This is a genomic window from Streptomyces sp. NPDC006012 (assembly GCF_042871185.1).
In the GTDB taxonomy this organism is placed as follows: Bacteria; Actinomycetota; Actinomycetes; order Streptomycetales; family Streptomycetaceae; genus Streptomyces.
The window spans coordinates 228,324-247,492 of the sequence record NZ_JBIAIE010000007.1 but is presented as its reverse complement, the minus strand read 5'-3'; the positions used below and the strand labels follow the sequence as shown (position 1 = coordinate 247,492).

The window sequence follows — 19,169 nt, the reverse complement described above, 5'->3', positions numbered from 1 at the left end:
GGGGAGCAAGCCGCGGCAGGTTCCCTTACTTTCCGACGGGACTCGGGGCCGAGGCGCTCCCCCGGGCGCGGCACACCTGGAAGAGTCGTGTCCATGCAGGTCTGGCCTGGAGAGGCATATCCGCTCGGTGCCACCTATGACGGCGCCGGGACCAATTTCGCGGTCTTCACCGAGGCCGCGGACCGAGTGGAGCTGTGTCTGCTGCACGACGACGGCTCGGAGACGGCGGTGGAACTGCGCGAGAGCGACGCCTTCGTGCGGCACGCGTACCTGCCCGGTGTCATGCCGGGACAGCGGTACGGGTTCAGGGTGCACGGCCCGTACGATCCCGGGCGCGGGCTGCGCTGCAATTCGGCGAAGCTGCTCCTCGACCCGTACGCGAAGGCGGTCAGCGGCTCGGTCGACTGGGGCGAGGAGGTCTACGGCTACCACTTCGGCGCACCCGAGAAGCGCAACGACCTGGACTCGGCGCCGCACACCATGACGTCCGTCGTGATCAACCCGTACTTCGACTGGGGCGACGACCGCAGGCCGCGCACCGAGTACCACCACACCGTGATCTACGAGGCCCATGTGAAGGGCCTGACCATGCGGCACCCGGGACTGCCCGAGGAACTGCGCGGCACCTACGCGGGGCTCGCCCATCCGGCGGTGATCGAGCATCTGACGGGGCTCGGGGTGACGGCCCTGGAGCTGATGCCGGTGCACCAGTTCGTGAACGACCACCGGCTGGCCGACCTGGGCCTGAGCAATTACTGGGGCTACAACACGATCGGCTTCTTCGCCCCGCACAACGCCTACGCCTCCTGGGGCGACCGCGGACAGCAGGTCCTGGAGTTCAAGTCGGCGGTCCGGGCGCTGCACGAGGCCGGGATCGAGGTCATCCTCGACGTGGTCTACAACCACACCGCCGAGGGCAACCACCTGGGTCCGACGCTGTCCTTCCGGGGCATCGACAATCCGGGCTACTACCGGCTCGCGGACGACCCACGCCACTACACGGACACCACGGGCACCGGGAACTCACTGCTCATGCGGTCCCCGCACGTCCTGCAAATGATCATGGACTCGCTGCGGTACTGGGTCCTCGACCTGCACGTGGACGGCTTCCGCTTCGACCTCGCGGCCACGCTCGCCCGGCAGTTCCACGAGGTCGACCGGCTGTCGTCGTTCTTCGACCTGGTCCAGCAGGACCCGGTGGTCTCCCAGGTGAAACTGATCGCCGAACCGTGGGACGTGGGCGAGGGCGGCTACCAGGTGGGCAACTTCCCGCCGCTGTGGACCGAGTGGAACGGCAAGTACCGCGACACGGTGCGGGACCTGTGGCGGGGCGAGCCGCGGACGCTCGCCGAGTTCGCCTCCCGGCTGACCGGCTCGTCGGACCTCTACCAGGACGACGGGCGCCGCCCCCTGGCCTCGATCAACTTCGTCACCTGCCACGACGGCTTCACGCTGCACGACCTGGTGTCGTACGACGCCAAGCACAACGAGGCCAACGGCGAGGACAACCGGGACGGCGAGAGCCACAACCGGTCCTGGAACTGCGGGGTCGAGGGCGCCACCGACGACCCGGCCGTCCTGGAGCTGCGAGCCCGCCAGATGCGGAACTTCGCCGCCACCCTGATGCTGTCCCAGGGGGTGCCGATGCTCAGCCACGGCGACGAGTTCGCCCGCACCCAGCGCGGCAACAACAATGCCTACTGCCAGGACGGCGAACTGTCCTGGGTGCGGTGGCCGGAGGACGGCCACGAGCTGCTGGAGTTCGTCCGGACGATGGTGTGGCTGCGCAAGGACCATCCGGTCCTGCGCAGGCGGCGCTTCTTCCACGGACGGCCGGTGGAGGGCACCCGCGACGAGCTGTCCGACATCGTCTGGTTCACTCCCCAGGGCCGGGAGATGACCCAGCGGGACTGGGAGACGGCGCGGGTCTCGGCGCTGACCGTGTTCCTCAACGGCAGCGCGATCTCCGAGCCCGGCCCGCGCGGGGAACGCATCGTCGACGACTCCTTCCTGCTGATGTTCAACGCCTCCCCGGGAACCCTGGACTTCCTCGTGCCGGTCGGCCACGGGCGGCAGTGGCGGATCACCGTGGACACCTCCCGGGCCCAGGGCGTTCCCCCGGACCCGGGCCCGCTGGTGGCGGCCGGCGACCGCCTGACCCTCCCGGACCACAGCCTCGCGGTGCTGCAACGCCCCGCACAGCCGTGAGGTCCGGGGCCGCCGTCCGCCACGCGCGCGTGGCCGTATCACCCGGGCCGCGGTGGGGCGTGCCTCGCACTGCCCGTCCGCCACGCGCGCGTGGCCGTATCCGTCACGCGCGCGTGGGCACCTGCCCGGCCCGGTGACACGGAGGGCGACGGGATGGGTACGTAGGTCTGCATGACAGCTGAGCGATCCGGTCCGGCGGTGCCCACGGCCACCTACCGGCTTCAGATGCAGCCCGGGTTCCCGTTCGCGGCGGCCGCGGCCGCCGTGCCCCATCTGGCTTCGCTCGGCGTGTCGCACCTGCATCTGTCCCCCGTCCTGGAGGCGGTGCCGGGCTCCCCGCACGGCTACGACGTCGTCGACCACGCGCGCGTACGGGGCGAGCTGGGCGGCGAGGAGGGCCTGCGGGCGCTGGCGCGCACCGCGCGGGAGCACGGTCTCGGCCTCGTCGTGGACATCGTGCCCAACCACATGGCGATGTCCCCGCGCCACAACCGGGCCCTGTGGGAGGTCCTGCGGGAGGGTCCCGCGTCACCCTACGCGCGCTGGTTCGACATCGACTGGCAGGCGCAGGGCGGCCAACTGCTGCTGCCGGTCCTCGGGGGCCCGCTCGGCGCGGAGCGGGCGCACCTGGTGGTCGACGGCGGCGTACTGCGCTACCACGGCCACGCCTTCCCGCTGCGCGAGGGCACCGAGAAACTGCCGCTGCCCCGGCTGCTCGACGCGCAGTGGTACCGCCCGGTGTGGTGGCGGCTGGCCCGTACGGAACTCAACTACCGGCGCTTCTTCAGCATCTCGGAACTCATCGGCGTCCGGGTGGAGGACCCGGAGGTGTTCGAGGCCACGCACGCCAAGATCCTCCAGTTGCTGCGCGAGGGCGTGGTCGACGGGCTGCGCGTCGACCACCCCGACGGGCTGGCCGACCCCGGCCGCTATCTGCGGCGGCTGTACGAGGCGAGCGGCGGACGCTGGACCGTCGTCGAGAAGATCCTGGCCGACGGGGAGTGCCTGCCCGCGTCCTGGCCGGTCGCCGGCACCACCGGCTACGACGCCCTGCGGCACGTCGACGGCCTGTTCACGGACCCGTCCGGGGCCGGTGAACTGCTCGGCCACTACCGGCGGTTCGCGGTGCCGCAGACCGACCGGGGCGGCGACTGGGAGGCGACGGTACGGCGGGCCGCCTACAAGGTGCTCACGCACGAGCTGGCCGCCGAGACGGACCGGCTGACCCGGGTGGTGGGCCGGCTGTGCGCCACGTCGCCGGACCCCGCCCTGCGCGACCGCGCGCCCTGGGCGCTGCGCACCGCGCTGCGGGAGCTGCTGGTCCGGATGCGGGTGTACCGGCCGTACTCCCCCGGGGACGCGGCCCACGTGGTCACCGCGGAGGCCGCCGGGCAGGCCCGGCACGCCTTCGCGGTGCCCGAGGAGGGCGAGGCCGTCGATGTCGTGCGCGGCCTGCTGCTGGGGCCGGACGGCGACGGGACGCCGGGCGTGGGGCCGGACGGCGCGGAGTTCCGGGCGCGGTTCGCGCAGACCGCGTCGGCGCTGCGCGCCAAGTCCGTGGAGGACACCGCGTTCTACCGGTACGTGCCGCTGCTGTCGGCGACGGAGGTCGGCGGCGACCCGGGACGGCCTGGGGTGTCCCCGGACGACTTCCACGCGTACTGCGCGCGCGTGCAGCGCGACTGGCCGGCCACCGGGACCGTGGTCTCCACGCACGACACCAAGCGCAGCGCCGATGTCCGCGCGGCACTGGCCGTGCTGACCGAATGCCCGGGGCGGTGGGCCGACGTCCTCGCCGAGGTGAGCCGCGACGGCGCGGCCGGTCCTGACGCGCAGCTCGCCTGGGCCGCCTGGCAGACGGTGTTCGGGCTCGGCCCGGCGGACCCGGAGCGGGCCGGGCAGGCCCTGCTGAAGCACGCGCGCGAGGCGGGCCTGTACACGAGTTGGACGGAGCCGGATCCGGCCTACGAGGAGGCGGTGGCGGCGTTCGTCGCGGCCGGCCCGTGCGGGCCGCCGGGCGGGCGGGTGGCCGCCTTCCGCGACGCGCTGGCGGCGCACGTACGGGCCAATGTCCTCGGCACCGCCCTGGTCCATCTGACGATGCCCGGGGTGCCGGATCTGTACCAGGGCACGGAGGACGAGTACCGGGCGCTGGTGGACCCGGACAACCGGCGGCCGGTGCGGTTCCCGACCGGGGCGGACGGCGCGGACGGGAAGAGTCCGGAACCGGGGCGGTCCGGGGAGAAGGCCGCCGTGACGGCGGCGGCGCTGCGGCTGCGCGCGCGCCGGCCGGAGGTCTTCGGGGACGCGGCGACGTACGCGCCGCTGCCCGCGCGGGGTCCGGCCGCGGCGCACTGTGTGGCCTTCGCGCGTTCCGGCGCGGTGGTCACCGCGGTGACGCGGCTGTCGCTGCGGCTCGCGGAGGCGGGCGGCTGGCGGAACACGCGGCTCGCGCTTCCGCCCGGGCGCTGGGTGGACGTACTGACCCCGGGGCGGGAGTTCGACGGCCACGCGCGCGTGGCCGAGCTGTTCGGGCCGAGGCCGGTGGTTCTGCTGGAGCGGACCGCGAGGACCGGCTGAGCGGGGCGGACCGACGCCCAGCCGGTCAGCCGGTCAGCCGGACGTCCTCGGCCCGGCCACCACCGTTCCCCACCCGGGGGCCACCGCGGTTCCCCGCACCTGGCCGGTATTGGCCTGCCGTGCCGTTCTGCGGAGTGTGCGTCCGGGCGCCCCCTGGCGGCTCCCCCGTGCCATCCTTGACAGTTCCCCCCTGTCGTGCGGCACTGGGGGTGGCGAAGTCAGGCGGACAAGTCGGGGGTGAGTCTGCTGCCGGAGCTGCATTACCCAAGCGTTCCCGAACTCATTGCGGCCGCGACGGTGTTGGCCAGGGAGCGCCCAAGCCTGTGCGGACTGCGTCAAGTGGGTGTGTCCAGCGCGGGCAGACCTCTGCACCTGCTCTCGGTGGGACGTGCCCGGCAGGCCGTCCTCGTGGTGGCGGGTGCCCACGCGAACGAGCCGACCGGCGGCTCCACGCTCCTCGCCGTGGCCGAACGGGTGCTGCACGAAAGGGAGTTGAGGTCCGGAGTGGCCTGGCACTTCCTGCTGTGCGCGGACCCGGACGGGGCGAGCCTGCATGTGACCCCGGCGCCGCGCACCCTGCTCGACTATCACCTCGGCTTCTACCGTCCGGCCGGGCCGGAGCAGCCGGAGTGGTCGCCGGCCGTGCTGCCGCCGGACCGGCTGCCGCCCGAGACGCTGGCCCTGACCGGTGTCATCGACGAACTGCGGCCCTACCTCCAGGTGACGCTGCACGGAACCGATCTGGGCGGCAGCTGGGTGCAGTTGACCAAGGACGTACCGGGACTCGCCGAGCCGTTCGCCAAGTCCGCGGCCGAGTTGCACATCCCGGTGGAGACCGGCGCCTCGGACGCCGCCGGATGGCCCGCCTCCGGACCCGGGGTGCGGGTGATGCCGGGACCGGAATCCGGCGTCGCCTACCCGAGCATGCCGGACGACGCGCGGCACAGTACCTGGTACCACGCGCACCGGTACGGCGGTCTGACGGCCGTCGTCGAGGTGCCGATGTGGGCGAGCGACCTGGTGGACGATCCAGCTCCGCATCCCGCCCCGGCGGCCGCGATGCGGCGGCTCGCACACCGGTTGCGGCGGGACGCGACGCAGGTGGAACAGGTGCTGGCGGACGCGCTGCCCCGGCTGGAGGGCACCGAGGACCCGCTGCTGCGGGCCGCCCGGTGGGCGCTGGAGCTGATCCCGGGGCTGGCCGCGGACTGGATCCACACACCGCCCGTCGACACGACGATGGCGTACGTCGGCAGCGTGGACGCGTTCGGACGGCGGCTGCCGCTGCGGGCGGCGGCGATGCTGCTGCGGGTGCTCCGGGCCACCGACGATCGTGCCGCGCCCGGGCTCGAACAGCTCGTGGCCGGGTGGTGCGAAGCCTTCGCGAAACGTTTCCGCGCGCGATGGGTCCCCCTGGAGCACCAGGTCGAACACCAGGCGCGCACGGTGCTGGCGGCGGCCCTGCACGCACGCGAGACGACCATGTGAGCCGGCCACGCGAGCGCGCCGACCGCCTGAGCGCGCCGGCGCCGCCGTGGCGTCACGGCGCCCGGCGCTCCCGGCGCACGGGCACAGGAGCAGAAACCGACACCGACACCGACACCGACAGGGCTACGGGTACGGGTACGGGTACGGGTACGGCCAGGGTTACAGGTACGGCCAGGGCCCCGCTCACGCCGCCGCGAGTCGGAAGGCCACCCGGCCGAAGGCGACCTGGTCGCCCGCACGGACGACGGCGGCGCCGATCACCCGACGCCCGTTCACGACCGTGCCGTTGGTCGAACCGAGGTCCCTGAGGACCCACATGCCGCCCTGCCGGGTGAGTTCGGCGTGCACGCGGGAGACCGTCTCGTGAGTCAGCCGCAGCCCGTTGACGGGGTCGCGGCCGATGCGCAGCGGTTGGACGGCCGCCGGGTGCGGCAGTTGCAGCTTGGGCAGCCGTTCGGCCTGCCAGGCCCTGCGCAGGCCTGCGGTGAACCCGGAGACCGCTTCCACGGCGCGCAGGACGGTGCGCGCGAGGCCGCCCTCTCCGGGCAGGTCGGCGGTGAGCGCGGCGAGTTCGTCGGGCCGGCGGGCGGCGAGCACGAGTTCCATGCGGTGCACGAACGTGTCGTGCGACAGCCGGCCCAGGGCGACACCGTCGCGGAGCACCTTCAGCGCCTTCTCGCGCTCGGCGTCCGACAACCGCGCGGGATGAGTGTGGTACTCGAAGGACGACGTCACGCTGGTGATTGTCGGCCAGTGCGAACGGGGGTGTCCAGCAGGCCCCGGCGACGCGGGAACGCCCGCCACGCGCGCGTGCTTGCGGCGACATGCCGGGAAGCCAGGATTCGAAAGCGGATCGATGCCGCTCGCGGCACGATGGACGGGCTACATCACGGTGAGCAGACGAAGGGGAACCGTCCGTGGAGTTCGAGGTGTGGGCACCGCAGGCAGACCGGGTGACGCTCCATTGCGAGGGCGCCACGCGCGCGTTGGCACTCGATGTGGAGCGGGCGGGATGGTGGTCGGGGCAGGCGGAGGCAGGTGACGGCGCGCGGTACGGGTTCGCGCTGGACGACGGCCCGGTGCTGCCCGACCCCCGGTCGCGCCGCCAGCCGGACGGACCGGACGGGCCGAGCGCGGTGGTCGACCACGGGCGGTACGCGTGGCGTGCCCAGTGGGCGGGGCGCTCGCTGCCGGGCGCCGTGCTGTACGAGCTGCACGTGGGAACGTACACCCCCGAAGGCACGCTGGACGCGGCGGCCGAGCGGCTGGACCACTTGGTGCAACTGGGCGTGACACACGTGGAGTTGATGCCGCTTTGCCCGTTCCCGGGGCAGCACGGCTGGGGTTACGAGGGCGTGTCGCTGTGGGCGGTGCACGAGCCGTACGGCGGTCCTCAGGCGCTGAAGCGGTTCGTCGACCGGGCACACCGACTCGGGCTCGGCGTGGTCCTGGACGTCGTGCACAACCATCTGGGCCCCTCCGGCAATCATCTGCCCGCGTTCGGCCCGTACTTCACCGAGACCCATCACACCCCTTGGGGCGCGGCCGTCAACCTGGACGCGCCCGGCTCCGACGAGGTGCGCGCGTATCTGGTGGGCAGCGCACTGGCCTGGCTGCGCGACTACCGGATCGACGGGCTGCGGCTCGACGCGGTGCACGCGCTGCGGGACACGCGCGCGGTGCACTTCCTGGAGGAGCTGTCGGCGGCCGTGGACGGCCTGGCCGCCGAACTCGGCCGGCCCCTGTTCCTGATCGCCGAGTCCGACCTCAACGACCCGCGGATCATCACCTCGCGCGCGGAACACGGCCTCGGGGTGCACGCCCAGTGGAACGACGACTTCCACCACGCCCTGCACACCGCGCTGACCGGCGAGTCCCAGGGCTACTACGCGGATTTCGCGCGGGCTCCGCTCGCCGCCGTCGCCAAGACGCTGACCGGCGGCTTCTTCCACGACGGCACGTATTCGAGCTTCCGCGGCCGGCGGCACGGCCGGCCGCTGGACCGCGCCCGCGTCGCCGGGCACCGGCTGCTCGGCTACGCCCAGACCCACGACCAGATCGGCAACCGGGCCCTGGGCGACCGGCTGGCCGCCACGCTCTCCCCGGGCCTGCTGGCCTGCGCGGCGACGCTCACGCTGACCGTGCCCTTCACGCCGATGCTGTTCATGGGCGAGGAGTGGGCGGCGGGCACGCCGTGGCAGTTCTTCACCGACCACACCGACCCGGAGCTGGCGGAGGCCGTACGGCGGGGCAGGCGACGGGAGTTCGCGGCGCACGGCTGGGCCGAGGAGGACGTGCCGGACCCGCAGGACCCGGCGACCCGTGAGCGTTCCTGCCTGGACTGGTCGGAGCCGGAACGCGAGCCCCACGCGCGCGTGCTGGCCTGGTACCGCCGGCTCGTCGCGCTGCGCCGGGAGCAGCCGGACCTCACCGATCCGGACCTCACCGACACCAAGGTGGCCTGCGACGAGGAGGCACGCTGGCTGGCCTTCCGGCGCGGGGACGTCAGGGTCGCCGTGAACCTCGGCCCCGAGCACGCGGCCATTGCCCTGGGCACCGGCCGGACAGGGGTGCTCGCAGCGTGGGAACCGGTCGAGACGCCGGGCCCGGACGGAGTGCTGCACCTTCCCGGAGAGTCGTGCGTGGTCCTGCTTCAGGGCTGACCCACTCGCCGCGGTACCGCCGCGGGCCGGAAGGGCGGGAGCCCCGAGCCCGGGGCCGAGCCCGTGGCCCAAGCCCGGGGCCACGAAGAAGGTGAGGTGGCAGGGGGCCGCCCCTGTCGGCTACTCCGCCTCGTCCGGCACGTCGTCCCTGAGCTCGGTAACCCGCTCCAGCAGGATCGCCTCCCAGGCTCGGCGCAGCTGGATCCGCAGGAGCGGCAGCGGACCCACGTCACGGCCGGCAAGGCGGTCCGCGAGCCGCAGGACGGTGTCGCAGCGGGCCAGCCACAGGCCGCGCAGACAGGGCCGGGGACCGCAGTCGGCGAGGGTGGCGGCGCGCACGGCCGCGCCGGAGCCGACGGCGAGCGCGAGCCCGGCGATGTCCTCCGCGGGATCGCCGACGGCCGCATCGGTCCAGTCGAGGACACCGCGCACCCGCCCGTCGGGGCCGACCATCAGGTGCTCGCCCTTGAGGTCGTGGTGGACCAGGACGAGGTTGCCGGGCTTCGCGGTGAGCTGCGCCGCGCCGGCCCGGGTGAGCTGCCGCAGCAGGACGGGGTCGAACTCGTCGGCGGCGCCGAGGCGTTCGGCGGCGGGCACCGCCATCCGGCGCAGCGCCTCCAGGGAGCGCGGGGCGACCCGCGGCACGCCCAGGCTCTCGGCCTGCCGTACGGGCACCTCGCGCAGGCCCGTGAGCAGCCCGGCCAGGTCCGCCTCGCCCACGGCGGACACGTCGTACTCCTCTCCGGAGCCGCCGGGCAGCCTGGTGTCGAGGGTGTAGGACAGCCCCGGCGCCCACTCGCCGTGCGCGACGCTGACCGGGACGCCCACCGGCAGATACGGGCGTACGAGGTCGCGCAGGCGCAGCTCGCGCCGCTGGCGGACGGTGCCGTCCCGGTCGAGGGCGAGGCGCAGCACGTAGGCGCCGCCGACCCACCACGTGGCGTGCTCGCCGCCCTCCGCGACGGGCCGCACGTCGGGTCCCGAGGCGCCGTCCGCGCTCTCCTTGACGATGGCGCGGATCAGCCGGCGGACGGTGTCCGTGGAAGGGGGCGATGCCTTGGTCATGGTCGGGCCGTTGTCGTCCGGAGGTGTCGTCGAATGGGTGTCTCCTGCTCGGGGCGGCGCGGGGGGCGCCCTCACTCCACTATGACCATCTCCCGGGTGGTGTCGTTGAGCCGGCGGCCGCCGTCCTCGGTCACGGTCACGATGTCCTCGATGCGCACCCCGAACCGGCCGGGCAGGTAGATGCCGGGCTCCACGGAGAAGCACATGCCGGGCACGAGGGGCAGTTCCTCGCCCTCGATCATGTACGGCGGCTCGTGCGTGGTGACGCCGATGCCGTGACCGGTGCGGTGGATGAAGTACTCGCCGTACCCGGCGTCCTCGATCACCGCGCGGGCCGCACGGTCGACGTCCTGGCAGGCGGCCCCGGGCCGGACCGCACGGAAGCCCGCCTCCTGGGCGGCGCGCACGACGTCGTGGACCCTGCGCTCCTCGTCGGTGGGCTCGCCCACGTGGACCGTACGGGTGGTGTCGGAGCCGTAGCCGTCCTTCAGACCGCCGAAGTCCAGGACGACCATGTCGCCGCGGCGGATGACCCGGTCGCCGACCTCATGGTGCGGGTTGGCGCCGTTCGGCCCGGAGCCGACGATGGTGAAGTCGACCTGCGAGTGCCCGAACCGCAGCAGCAGGTCGGCGAGGTCGCGGCCCAGGTCCGTCTCGCGGCGCCCGGCGAAGGGTGCCTTCCGGATCTCCTCGAACGCCGCGTCGGCGGCGGCCCCCGCGGCGGCCAGCAGTTCCAGTTCGGCGGCGTCCTTGACCGCGCGGAGCATCGGCAGGGCATCAGTGAGGGCGGCGTAGGAGGTGTCGGGCAGCGCCTTCTGGAGGCCGAGCAGGTGCATCGCCCAGGCGTTGTCGCTGATGCCGAACCGGCCGTCCGGGTCGAGCACGGTCCGGGGCACCGTGTAGGGGTCCGCGCCGTCGGTCCAGGCGTGCAGGGTCAGGGCGGACGCGCCGGCCGCCTTCTCCGCGTCCGGGGCCTCCAGGGCGGGCACGACGAGCGCCGGTTCCCGGCCGGGGGCCAGCACCAGCAGGGTGAGCCGCTCGGTGGCGGCGGTGGGTGCGTAGCCGGTGAGCCAGACCAGGTCCGGTCCCGGGGCGACCAGCAGCCCCGCGAGCCCCGCGTCGGCCGCGGAGCGCGCCGCACGCTCCATCCGGGCCCGGTAGTCGTCGGCGGTGAACTGAGCGGGGGCGCTACCGGACATCCGGGCCTCCTGGGGCGCGTGCAGGGGCAGGGCAGAGAACCACGGAAGCATCCTGCACGGACACGGGGGACGACGCGAGCCGGTTACGGACTCGCGCCCGGCCCTTCGCGGGCCGTCGCGAAACCAGGCCGACACCTTCACCGCCCCCCTCACCTCCTCACTCCGAGGCAGCCGCCCGGGTACGCCGGTGGTCGCCGTCTGGCCCCCACCGAAGGACGCCCCCGGCTCCGCCTCCCGCCTCACGCCGGAGCCTCCGGCCGTCCGCTCCCCGGTGCGCTCAGGCGACGACGCCGGGGACGACGGTCAACTGCTGGTAGCCGCCGCCGGCGTGGCGCAGGGTGAGGGTGACCGGTGCGCCCGGGCGGGCCCGGGAGACGGCCCGTACGAGATCGGCGGCCGAGTCGACGCGGCTCGGCCCGAACTGGAGGAGCACGTCCCCGCGGACCAGACCCGCAGTGTGGCCGGGGCCGGGCACGTGGACGCCGATGACCAGTGCTCCCGCCTTCTCGGCGTCCACGGCCTCGACGCCGAGCGTCAGACCGGCCGGAGCCGCCGCTGGATTCGGGGCCGCCGCGTGCGTGACCGGGGCCGATGGGTGTGGCGGCGGCTGCCGCTTGAGGTCGGCGAGCTTGCCCATGCCGATCACGGTGGCGCCGACCGTGCCGAGTCCGACGCCGGACAGGACCAGCACCGCGCCGGCGAACAGGCCGAACAGCACGGCCCTGATCCGCCGGCCGCGCCGGCGTGCGGCGTGCGGGCGCCGGGTGGGGCCCGGCGTGCCGTCGGCCGGCCGTTCCTGACCCGGCATCGGCTTGGGACGCAACACTGTCTGTTCCATGGATCGCCTCCGGCAGGTGTCTACCCGGGGGGTGTGGGCACGACGAGCCACGAACGAGTGAGACTGGACCTCAGCCGACGGGCAGCGCGGGCGCGGGAGGCCGGTCCGGCAGGAAGCCGTGGAAACGGCGAGCCAGGTAGGCGGACTTGTAGCGGTCGACCTGACGGTGCCAGTGCAGGATTCCGGCAAGCCAGTTCTGCAGGTCGGCCACGTAACCGTCGAGCGCCCGGACCGCTTCGTCACAGAGGTCGAAGTCCTGCCGGACGACCGGGAGTTCGTTCGCCACCACGTGCTGGAACTGCTCCATGCGCTGGGTCATCAGATCGTGTACGACGCCCAGCGCCCTCGGGTAGTCGACGCCGAAGAAGTTCTGCACGACGAGGACGGAGTTGTGGATCTCCCCTTCGTACTCGATCTCCTTCTGGTAGGAGAAGACGTCGTTGAGGAGGCACGCGTAGTCGACCGCGGCGTTCTCCATCGCGCGCACCGGTCCGGTGCGGTACACCTCGGGCGGGATCGACGGGCTCTGGCCCATCCGGCACAGGCTGAGAGTGAGGTCGGCGCCGAAGGTGGCACGCCGCATCTCCAGGTAGTCGACCGGGTCGGGGATTCGATTCTGCAGTTGGTTGGACAGCTCCCACAGCCAGCTCTCCGTCATCGTGTCGACGGACGACTTCACGAAGCGCCGCTGCTCATCGGTCATCCCGGGCGTCGTGCGGGCCCACAGGTCGATCAGGCCACGCTCCAGGCCGTTGCCGGGCACGGGCACCGGCTCGCCGTCCAGGGGCATGCACGCCGACAGCCGCGCCGTGGCGGTCCGGGCGGCGGCCAGGTCCCGGCGGTGGCCGAACAGCAGTGGGTAGTAGTCGTCGCCGTAGGTCCCCCAGGAGAGCCAGGCGGAACTGAGGTCGAGGGCCTCGGGCGTGGCGTCCGGGTCCAGGCCGGCGGCGCACAGCGCGAAGTCGTACGCGGTGAGCCGGTCCTCGTCCCAGATGCCCTCCGCCAGCATGCCCATGCGGTGCATCCAGCCGGTGAGCCGCCCGCGGGCGGTGTCGAGGTGCGGGCACAGCTCCACCTGGAAGGGCAGGTGGAAATCGGGCAGCAGCGACGGGCCGACCTTCTGGAACGGCAGGTGGGAGTAGGCGCGCAGCCGCTCGGCCGCGGCAGAGGCGAGCAGCGCGCCGATGTCCGCCGCCGAGGTGCCGGGGCCGGTCGGCGCGTGCCACGGAGAGGCCCGGACGGCGCCCTCGTTCATGTACCGGCTGGAGCGGAGGTGCCATTCGTGGCCGCCCGACTGCCAGTCCTGGAGCCCCTTGGTGTACGCCGCCACCGCCGCGACCTGGCCAGGAGTGAGGCCCTTCGCCAGGGCGAGCGCGGGCACTTCGGTGAGCGCGGTGTGCTCGAACTGGTGCAGGCGCGAGGTGAGGATGTCGTTGACGATGTCGGCGGCCTGCTGGGTGCCGCAGCCGAAGAAGGTCTCCAGGACGAGCACGCCGTTGCTGTTCTCGCCCTCGTCCTCCACCTCCCGCTGGTAGGAGAACAGGTCGTTGCGCAGGTGCACGGCGTCCGAGAAGGTCTCCATGAGCACCCGCAGCGGCCGCGTTCCGGCCGCGACGGCGGGCACCTCGGCGGTCGCGTACTCGACGAGCCCAGCCGACCAGGGGGCACCGCCCACCTTGCGGCGCATCTCGATGTATTCGACCGGGTTGGCGATCCGTCCCTCGTTGATGTTGGACAGTTCCCACAGCGACTCGTTGAGCAGGTGCTCGGTGGCGAGGGCGAACCGCGCGCGCCAGCCGGCGGACATCGACGGCACCGTGCGCGCCCAGAGGTCGGCGAGTCCCGCCTCGACGGGATTCTCCGGCTCCGGCACGGGTGCTGTCAGGTCGAGCGGCATGAACTGCGGCAACCGGTCGAGGTGCGCCTTGCCCGCGGCACGGTCCTGGGTGCGCTTGTACTTCTCCAGGAAGTGGTCGTCGAAGAAGAACACCCACACGTACCAGTCGGTGATCAGCGAGAGGGCGGGGCCGTCGCAGTCGGGATGCGTGTACGCGCACAGCAGACCGTAGTCGTGCGCCTCCAGGTCGGCCTGGTCCCAGACCCCGGAGCCCTCCAGCATGCCCATCTCGCGTGCCCACGCGGTCGAGTGGGCACGCGCCTCGTCGAGATGCGGGTTCAGCCGCGCGGGATACGGCATGTAGAAGTGCGGGAGTTCGAAGGGCTGCGTCATGGCGGGGGCCCTACCCTGGCCCCTCAACTCCCATCCGCACCCCAGCACATGATCACACCATCGCGTGAACCCCGGCCGAACAACCCCCCTCTCGGCCGGGCGAGCGCCTTGCCTCCCCGCGGATCAAACCGCGCCGTACCGCCGGCCGACTGCAGCGCCACCGTGGCTGGTCACACGGTTCTCCATCCCCTCGCGAGGCTGCCTCTGCCGCGCCGTACGGGCGGGGCGGGGTTGTTGATGTGGCGAGTCGGGGGCACGGTGGAGAGGTGGCGTCCTCCTCGTTCCAGCAGCCGGTTCCCGATGTCTTCGATCCTCGTCGGTACGCCCTGGGCGTGCCGTACGACGACTACCGGCTGCTGCGCGATCACCACCCGGTGGTCTGGCAGGACGAAACCGAGGTGCTCGGCTGGCCGGCCGGGCCCGGGTTCTGGGCGGTGACGCGGCACGCGGACGTGGTACGGGTGCTCAAGGACTCGGCGGCCTTCTCGTCGTACGCGGGCGCGACCCAGATCCGCGATCCCGACCCCGCCGACCTGCCTTTCATCCGGCGCATGATGCTCAACCAGGATCCGCCGCACCACGGCCGGCTGCGCCGCCTGGTCAGCCGGGCCTTCACACCGGCGCGGGTGGACCGGTTCGCGGCACTCGCCCGGGAACGGGCCCGCGCCCTTGTCTCCGACGCCCTGACCACGGCCCGGGACGGGGACGGCACGGTCGACGTGGTCGGCGCCGTCACCGACGAATACGCGCTGCTCAACCTGGCCGACCTGCTGGGCGTCCCGCCGGGCGACCGGCGGCTGCTGCTGCGCTGGACGCAGCGGGTCATCGGCTACCAGGATCCGGACGAGGCGGGCGAGCAGGCGCGGGACCCGGCGGGCCGGCCGGTCGATCCGCGCTCCCCGGCCCAGCTGCGGGACATGTTCGGGTACGCACGGCAGTTGGCCGACCACAAGCGGCGTCACCCGGCCGACGACGTGCTGACCACGCTCGCGCTGGACGGCGAACTCGCCCCCGGCGAACTGGAGATGTTCTTCTTCCTGCTCACCGTCGCGGGCAACGACACCGTGCGCGGCGCCGCCCCGGGCGGCCTGCTGGCGCTGGCCGAGCACCCGGGGGCGTACCGGCTGCTGCGCGAGGCGAAGGTCCCGCTCGCCCCGGCCGTCGACGAGTTGCTGCGCTGGCACCCGCCCGTGCTGACCTTCCGCCGTACCGCCGTCCGGGACACCGAGCTGGCCGGGCGGACGCTGCGCGCCGGCGACAAGGTGGTCGTCTTCCACGCGTCGGCCAACCGTGACGAGCGGGCCTTCACCGCCCCCGACCGCCTGGACCTCGCCCGTACGCCCAATCCGCACGTTTCCTTCGGGGACGGCCCGCACGTCTGTCTGGGCGCCCACTTCGCCCGGCTCCAGCTGCGCCTGCTGTACGAGGAGGTGCTGCGGGCGCTCCCCGAGCCACCGCGTCTCGCCGGACCTCCGCAACGGCTGGTGTCGAACTTCATCAACGGCATCAAGTCGCTGCCATTGCAACCGGCCTGACGTCCGGGCGCCGCCGTACGACACCCGGCCGCCCCGACACGGCGCCCGGCCGTTTCCCCGTGGCGCCCGGCTGCCTCGACACCGCGCCCGGCCGCTCCGTCGCGACGCCCGGCCCCCCTCCTGGCCGGGCGCTGCCCGACGGGTCGCGGGGTTCAGATGGGTCTGATCTCCCGCTCCAACTGTGTGGCGAGCGTCAGATAGCGGGCCCGGCGGGGCACCGGCACCAGGCCGCGGATCAGCAGGTACCACATCTCGGCGATCCGGCGGGGCAGCCGGCCGACGGGTTCGAGGGAGCGGCCGGCGACCCGGGTACCGACGAAGAAGCTGACCAAGGAGTGGGCGACGGCCTCCACGTCGACGTCCGGGTGCAGGTCGGACTCCTTGACGGCACCCAGGATTCTTCGGGTGGCCAGCTCAAGCCACTCGGTGAAGGGGTGTCTGAGCGGTGGCCGCACGGCGATGTCCGCGGTGGCCAGGCGGAGTCCGGCCCGCGGGATCGGGCCTTCCACGGCGAGCCGGGCGATGCCGAACGTGGTCCGCATCAGGGACTCCAGCGAGGAACCGCCGCGGCGGTCGACCTCGGCCGCCAACTGCCGCACGGTTCTGGACTGGAGTTCCATGATGGCGTGCGCCAGGTCCTCCTTGGCGGCGAAGTGGAAGTACAGCGCCCCCTTGGTGACCCGGGCGTGCTCGACGATGTCACTCAGGCTGGTCGAATCGTAGCCGCGACGGTCGAACAGGTCGGCCGCGGCCGTGATGATCGTGGCGCGGGTCTGCTCGGCGCGTAACTGCCTCGCCATCTGCTGGACACTCCTTGACGGGCCGGAAAAGAACGGGACGTGCCGTTTGTTTTTTACCCCCCGCACACGATAGCTCACCGTGCGACAGCGGCCGGTCGGCGTACGGACCGGGCCGGCGGCCCGGACAGCGGTCCGGTTGCCGGCGGACCCGCCCGCCCTCCCGCCTCTGCAAACGAACGGCGTCGGGGCACTGCTGCCCGTCGGGTCCCGTCCGGCTTCCGGAGGCTCCGGCGGACAGTGGTGTGCCACACCGGAGATCGCCACGATAGAAGGCGGACGGTCGGTTCTCAATGGGAAGTCGGCAGCTCCGGGAATCGGACGAGTGATCGGTGCGCCCGCGTCTCGACGGCGCTCCTGAGCCGTGACCGCCACCCGCTCACGGTCATCCCGTCCGCAGCGGCCCGGGCAACCGCCGGGCCACGGGCGGCCGTCGCCCCCGCCGCCGTGCGCCGGGTCCGAAAACCCCTACCCCGATTCCAACCGGTCGACCGGTATGGAAGTCGGCGCCGACGGGTACACCTGACCGGGTCCGTGGCCGGGCCGGCCCGGCCGCTCGGCGCGGGACGCGGAACTCAACCGGGCTCCCAGGAGTTTCTACGGTGCTGTAGACGTGATCGACTGCGCATACGAGGAGTTCGCATGGCTCTGTGGGACCGCTTCAAGGAGTCCGCGTCGACGATGCAGACTCAGTTGGTGGCGAAGAAGAACGACTTGAAAAGCGGCGCGTTCCGGGATGCGAGCATGGCGATGTGCGCGCTCGTCGCCGCCGCCGACGGGACGATCGACCCGAGCGAGCGGCAGCGGGTCGCCCAGCTGATCGCCACCAACGAGGTGCTGCAGAACTTCCCGGCGGACGACCTGCGGCGCCGCTTCGAGGAGAACCTGAACAAGCTGACCGCCGACTTCGACTTCGGCAAGGTCAGCGTGCTCCAGGAGATCGCCAAGGCGAAGAAGAAGCCCGCCGAGGCCCGGGCCGTGATCCAGATCGGCATCGTCATCGGCGGCGCCGACGGCGACTTCGACAAGACCGAGCAGGCCGTGGTCCGGGAGGCGTGCTTCACGCTGGACCTCCCGCCGCACGAGTTCGACCTCTGACGACCCGTACCCGGCCCTGCGACAGACGCCGGGGCGAAGCCGGCACCGGAGCCGGCGGCGGGGCCGGGGCCGGGGCCGTTCAGTGTGAGGCGGGTCTTCCCGGGGTCGGGCGGCCCATCCCGGGGGTCGCGAATCAGACCCTCCGAGATCGGAGCCCGCACCCCGGGCACGGGGGCAGGACGGTGCCCGGCGGCGCGGCCCCAGGGCCGCGGAGACGACCCGGGGGTTCGGGGACACGCCCGTCACGCCGTCCGGGCCCGCCTCCGTGGGCGGGTGTCAGCCGAGGCTGACGGACTTCAGCCAGGTCTTGGCGACGTCCAGCGGGTCCTTGTTGCCCGACTGCACCTGGGTGTCGAGGTCCAGCAGGGTCGCTGTGTCGAGCTTGGCGGAGACCGCGTCGAGCGCGTCGACGCCGTCCTTGGAGAGGGCGCTCTTGTAGACCAGCGGCTGGACGTTGGCGAACCCGAAGAGATTCTCCGTGTCCTGGAGGACGACGAACTTCTCCTTGGTGATGGTCGGGTCCGTGGTGAAGATGTCGGCGGCCTGCACGGTGTCCTTCGTCAGCGCCGCCTGGGTGAGCGGGCCGCCCGCGTCGAGCGCCTTGAAGGACTTGAACTCGATGCCGTACACCGACTTCAGCCCCTCAAGGCCCTGGTGCCGGGTCTGGAATTCCGGCGAACCGCCGATGACCAGGTCCTTCGCGACGTCCTTGAGGTCCGCGATGGAGGATTTGCCGGTCAGGTTGTACTTCTTCGCGGTGGCCGCGTTGACGGTGATCGAGTCCTTGTCCTGAGCCTCGGACGGCTTCAGGAGCGTCAGCTTGGGGTCGAGTTTGGCCTCGATGGCCGACGTGGTCTCGTCGGTGCTCTTGGGGGTGGCCTTCGAGTCGAGGTAGGCGAGCAGGGCGCCGTTGTACTCGGGCAGGACCGAGATCGAACCGTTCTTGAGCAGCCCGTATGTAGTTTCACGGCTGCCGATGTTCGGTTTGTAGGTGACCTTGATTCCTTTGGCCTTCAGAGCCTCGCCATAGATGTCGGCTATCAAGATGCTCTCGGCGAAGTTGTTGGAGCCGACGACTACCGAGTCGCCGCTCGCCTTGTCGCCGCCCTTGAGCGGGTCGCCCGACGTGCCATCGGAGGAGGAACAGCCCGCCAGCAGGGCCGTTGCAGCGGCGAGCACGACGGCTGCCGCACCTCGGTGTTTCCGGGTGATCCTGCTGGTGTGGGTGTTGGAAGTCACAATTCCTGTTCCGGACTCATGTTGGGGGTTTGGTTGGTGAACCACTTCATGGGACAACTCCTCACGATCCAATCCAGACGGTCTTCACTCAGTCAAGTGCCACCGGATCACCGATTGGATTCGATCCACGTTCAGCTGCGTTCGGAGAGCGGTCCGTTTGTAATGGATTCTTGATAAAAGGCAAGCTGATCACCCCTTCAAGGAGGCTGTAGTCTCACCGCAGTTGACA

Annotated in this window: 13 protein-coding genes; 6 read left to right on the top strand and 7 right to left on the bottom strand. The window is 72.3% G+C overall.

Annotated elements, in window-relative coordinates:
- The first annotated feature begins 93 nt into the window (after positions 1–93).
- The 3 genes from glgX to ACFYPJ_RS16180 all read left to right on the top strand — a co-directional run bounded on the left by glgX (position 94) and on the right by ACFYPJ_RS16180 (position 6,276).
- Positions 94–2,208, top strand: a complete 2,115-nt coding sequence (gene glgX, locus ACFYPJ_RS16190) for a glycogen debranching protein GlgX (protein ID WP_389016527.1) — start codon at positions 94–96, stop codon at positions 2,206–2,208.
- Between the two features lie 171 nt (positions 2,209–2,379).
- Positions 2,380–4,788 carry a malto-oligosyltrehalose synthase gene (gene treY, locus ACFYPJ_RS16185; RefSeq protein ID WP_389016524.1) on the top strand — a complete coding sequence of 803 codons (2,409 nt, stop codon included), beginning with the start codon at positions 2,380–2,382 and terminating at the stop codon, positions 4,786–4,788.
- A 237-nt stretch (positions 4,789–5,025) separates the two neighbouring features.
- On the top strand, positions 5,026–6,276 hold the full coding sequence (locus ACFYPJ_RS16180) for a M14 family zinc carboxypeptidase (protein WP_389016521.1): 1,251 nt from the start codon (positions 5,026–5,028) through the stop codon (positions 6,274–6,276).
- 183 nt (positions 6,277–6,459) lie between these two features.
- Here ACFYPJ_RS16180 and ACFYPJ_RS16175 read toward each other — a convergent pair whose 3' ends face one another.
- Positions 6,460–7,011, bottom strand: coding sequence for an FHA domain-containing protein (locus ACFYPJ_RS16175; protein WP_389016518.1), 552 nt, complete (start codon positions 7,009–7,011; stop codon positions 6,460–6,462).
- Positions 7,012–7,193: 182 nt separating this feature from the next.
- Between ACFYPJ_RS16175 and treZ the strand changes: the two genes are divergently transcribed.
- Positions 7,194–8,939 (top strand): malto-oligosyltrehalose trehalohydrolase, encoded by a 1,746-nt coding sequence (treZ, locus tag ACFYPJ_RS16170; RefSeq protein WP_389016515.1) that lies wholly within the window; start codon positions 7,194–7,196, stop codon positions 8,937–8,939.
- Between the two features lie 120 nt (positions 8,940–9,059).
- On the opposite strand, the gene ACFYPJ_RS16165 is transcribed toward treZ, so the two are convergent.
- The 4 genes from ACFYPJ_RS16165 to cyc2 all read right to left on the bottom strand — a co-directional run bounded on the left by ACFYPJ_RS16165 (position 9,060) and on the right by cyc2 (position 14,271).
- Positions 9,060–10,004: a phosphotransferase family protein gene (locus ACFYPJ_RS16165; RefSeq protein WP_389016512.1), complete on the bottom strand. Its 945-nt coding sequence runs from the start codon at positions 10,002–10,004 to the stop codon at positions 9,060–9,062.
- A 71-nt stretch (positions 10,005–10,075) separates the two neighbouring features.
- Positions 10,076–11,203: an aminopeptidase P family protein gene (locus ACFYPJ_RS16160; RefSeq protein ID WP_389016509.1), complete on the bottom strand. Its 1,128-nt coding sequence runs from the start codon at positions 11,201–11,203 to the stop codon at positions 10,076–10,078.
- A gap of 277 nt (positions 11,204–11,480) precedes the next feature.
- On the bottom strand, positions 11,481–12,041 hold the full coding sequence (locus tag ACFYPJ_RS16155; protein WP_389016507.1) for a PDZ domain-containing protein: 561 nt from the start codon (positions 12,039–12,041) through the stop codon (positions 11,481–11,483).
- Between the two features lie 70 nt (positions 12,042–12,111).
- Positions 12,112–14,271 (bottom strand): germacradienol/geosmin synthase Cyc2, encoded by a 2,160-nt coding sequence (gene cyc2 / locus ACFYPJ_RS16150; protein WP_389016504.1) that lies wholly within the window; start codon positions 14,269–14,271, stop codon positions 12,112–12,114.
- Between the two features lie 266 nt (positions 14,272–14,537).
- On the opposite strand from cyc2, the gene ACFYPJ_RS16145 reads away from it, so the two are divergent.
- Entirely contained in the window at positions 14,538–15,806 is a 1,269-nt protein-coding gene (locus ACFYPJ_RS16145; protein ID WP_389016501.1) for a cytochrome P450, read from the top strand.
- A gap of 152 nt (positions 15,807–15,958) precedes the next feature.
- Here the strand turns inward: ACFYPJ_RS16145 and ACFYPJ_RS16140 are convergent, their stop codons facing one another.
- The gene (locus tag ACFYPJ_RS16140; RefSeq protein WP_389016498.1) at positions 15,959–16,606 is read right to left on the bottom strand and encodes a ScbR family autoregulator-binding transcription factor; all 648 of its coding nucleotides are present in this window, start codon (positions 16,604–16,606) and stop codon (positions 15,959–15,961) included.
- Between the two features lie 639 nt (positions 16,607–17,245).
- Here ACFYPJ_RS16140 and ACFYPJ_RS16135 point away from each other — a divergent pair.
- Complete coding sequence (locus ACFYPJ_RS16135) at positions 17,246–17,701, top strand: tellurite resistance TerB family protein (RefSeq protein WP_389016494.1); 456 nt, start codon at positions 17,246–17,248, stop codon at positions 17,699–17,701.
- Positions 17,702–17,977: 276 nt separating this feature from the next.
- On the opposite strand, the gene ACFYPJ_RS16130 is transcribed toward ACFYPJ_RS16135, so the two are convergent.
- Positions 17,978–18,940: an ABC transporter substrate-binding protein gene (locus tag ACFYPJ_RS16130; RefSeq protein ID WP_389016491.1), complete on the bottom strand. Its 963-nt coding sequence runs from the start codon at positions 18,938–18,940 to the stop codon at positions 17,978–17,980.
- Positions 18,941–19,169: the final 229 nt, after the last annotated feature.

Bases quoted from the DNA above. Each gene is read 5' to 3' on its own strand.
- glgX (WP_389016527.1), top strand. From the start codon at position 94: ATGCAGGTCTGGCCTGGAGAGGCATATCCGCTCGGTGCCACCTATGAC.
- treY (WP_389016524.1), top strand. From the start codon at position 2,380: ATGACAGCTGAGCGATCCGGTCCGGCGGTGCCCACGGCCACCTACCGG.
- ACFYPJ_RS16165 (WP_389016512.1), bottom strand. From the start codon at position 10,004: ATGACCAAGGCATCGCCCCCTTCCACGGACACCGTCCGCCGGCTGATC.
- ACFYPJ_RS16160 (WP_389016509.1), bottom strand. From the start codon at position 11,203: ATGTCCGGTAGCGCCCCCGCTCAGTTCACCGCCGACGACTACCGGGCC.
- ACFYPJ_RS16155 (WP_389016507.1), bottom strand. From the start codon at position 12,041: ATGGAACAGACAGTGTTGCGTCCCAAGCCGATGCCGGGTCAGGAACGG.
- cyc2 (WP_389016504.1), bottom strand. From the start codon at position 14,271: ATGACGCAGCCCTTCGAACTCCCGCACTTCTACATGCCGTATCCCGCG.
- ACFYPJ_RS16140 (WP_389016498.1), bottom strand. From the start codon at position 16,606: ATGGCGAGGCAGTTACGCGCCGAGCAGACCCGCGCCACGATCATCACG.
- ACFYPJ_RS16135 (WP_389016494.1), top strand. From the start codon at position 17,246: ATGGCTCTGTGGGACCGCTTCAAGGAGTCCGCGTCGACGATGCAGACT.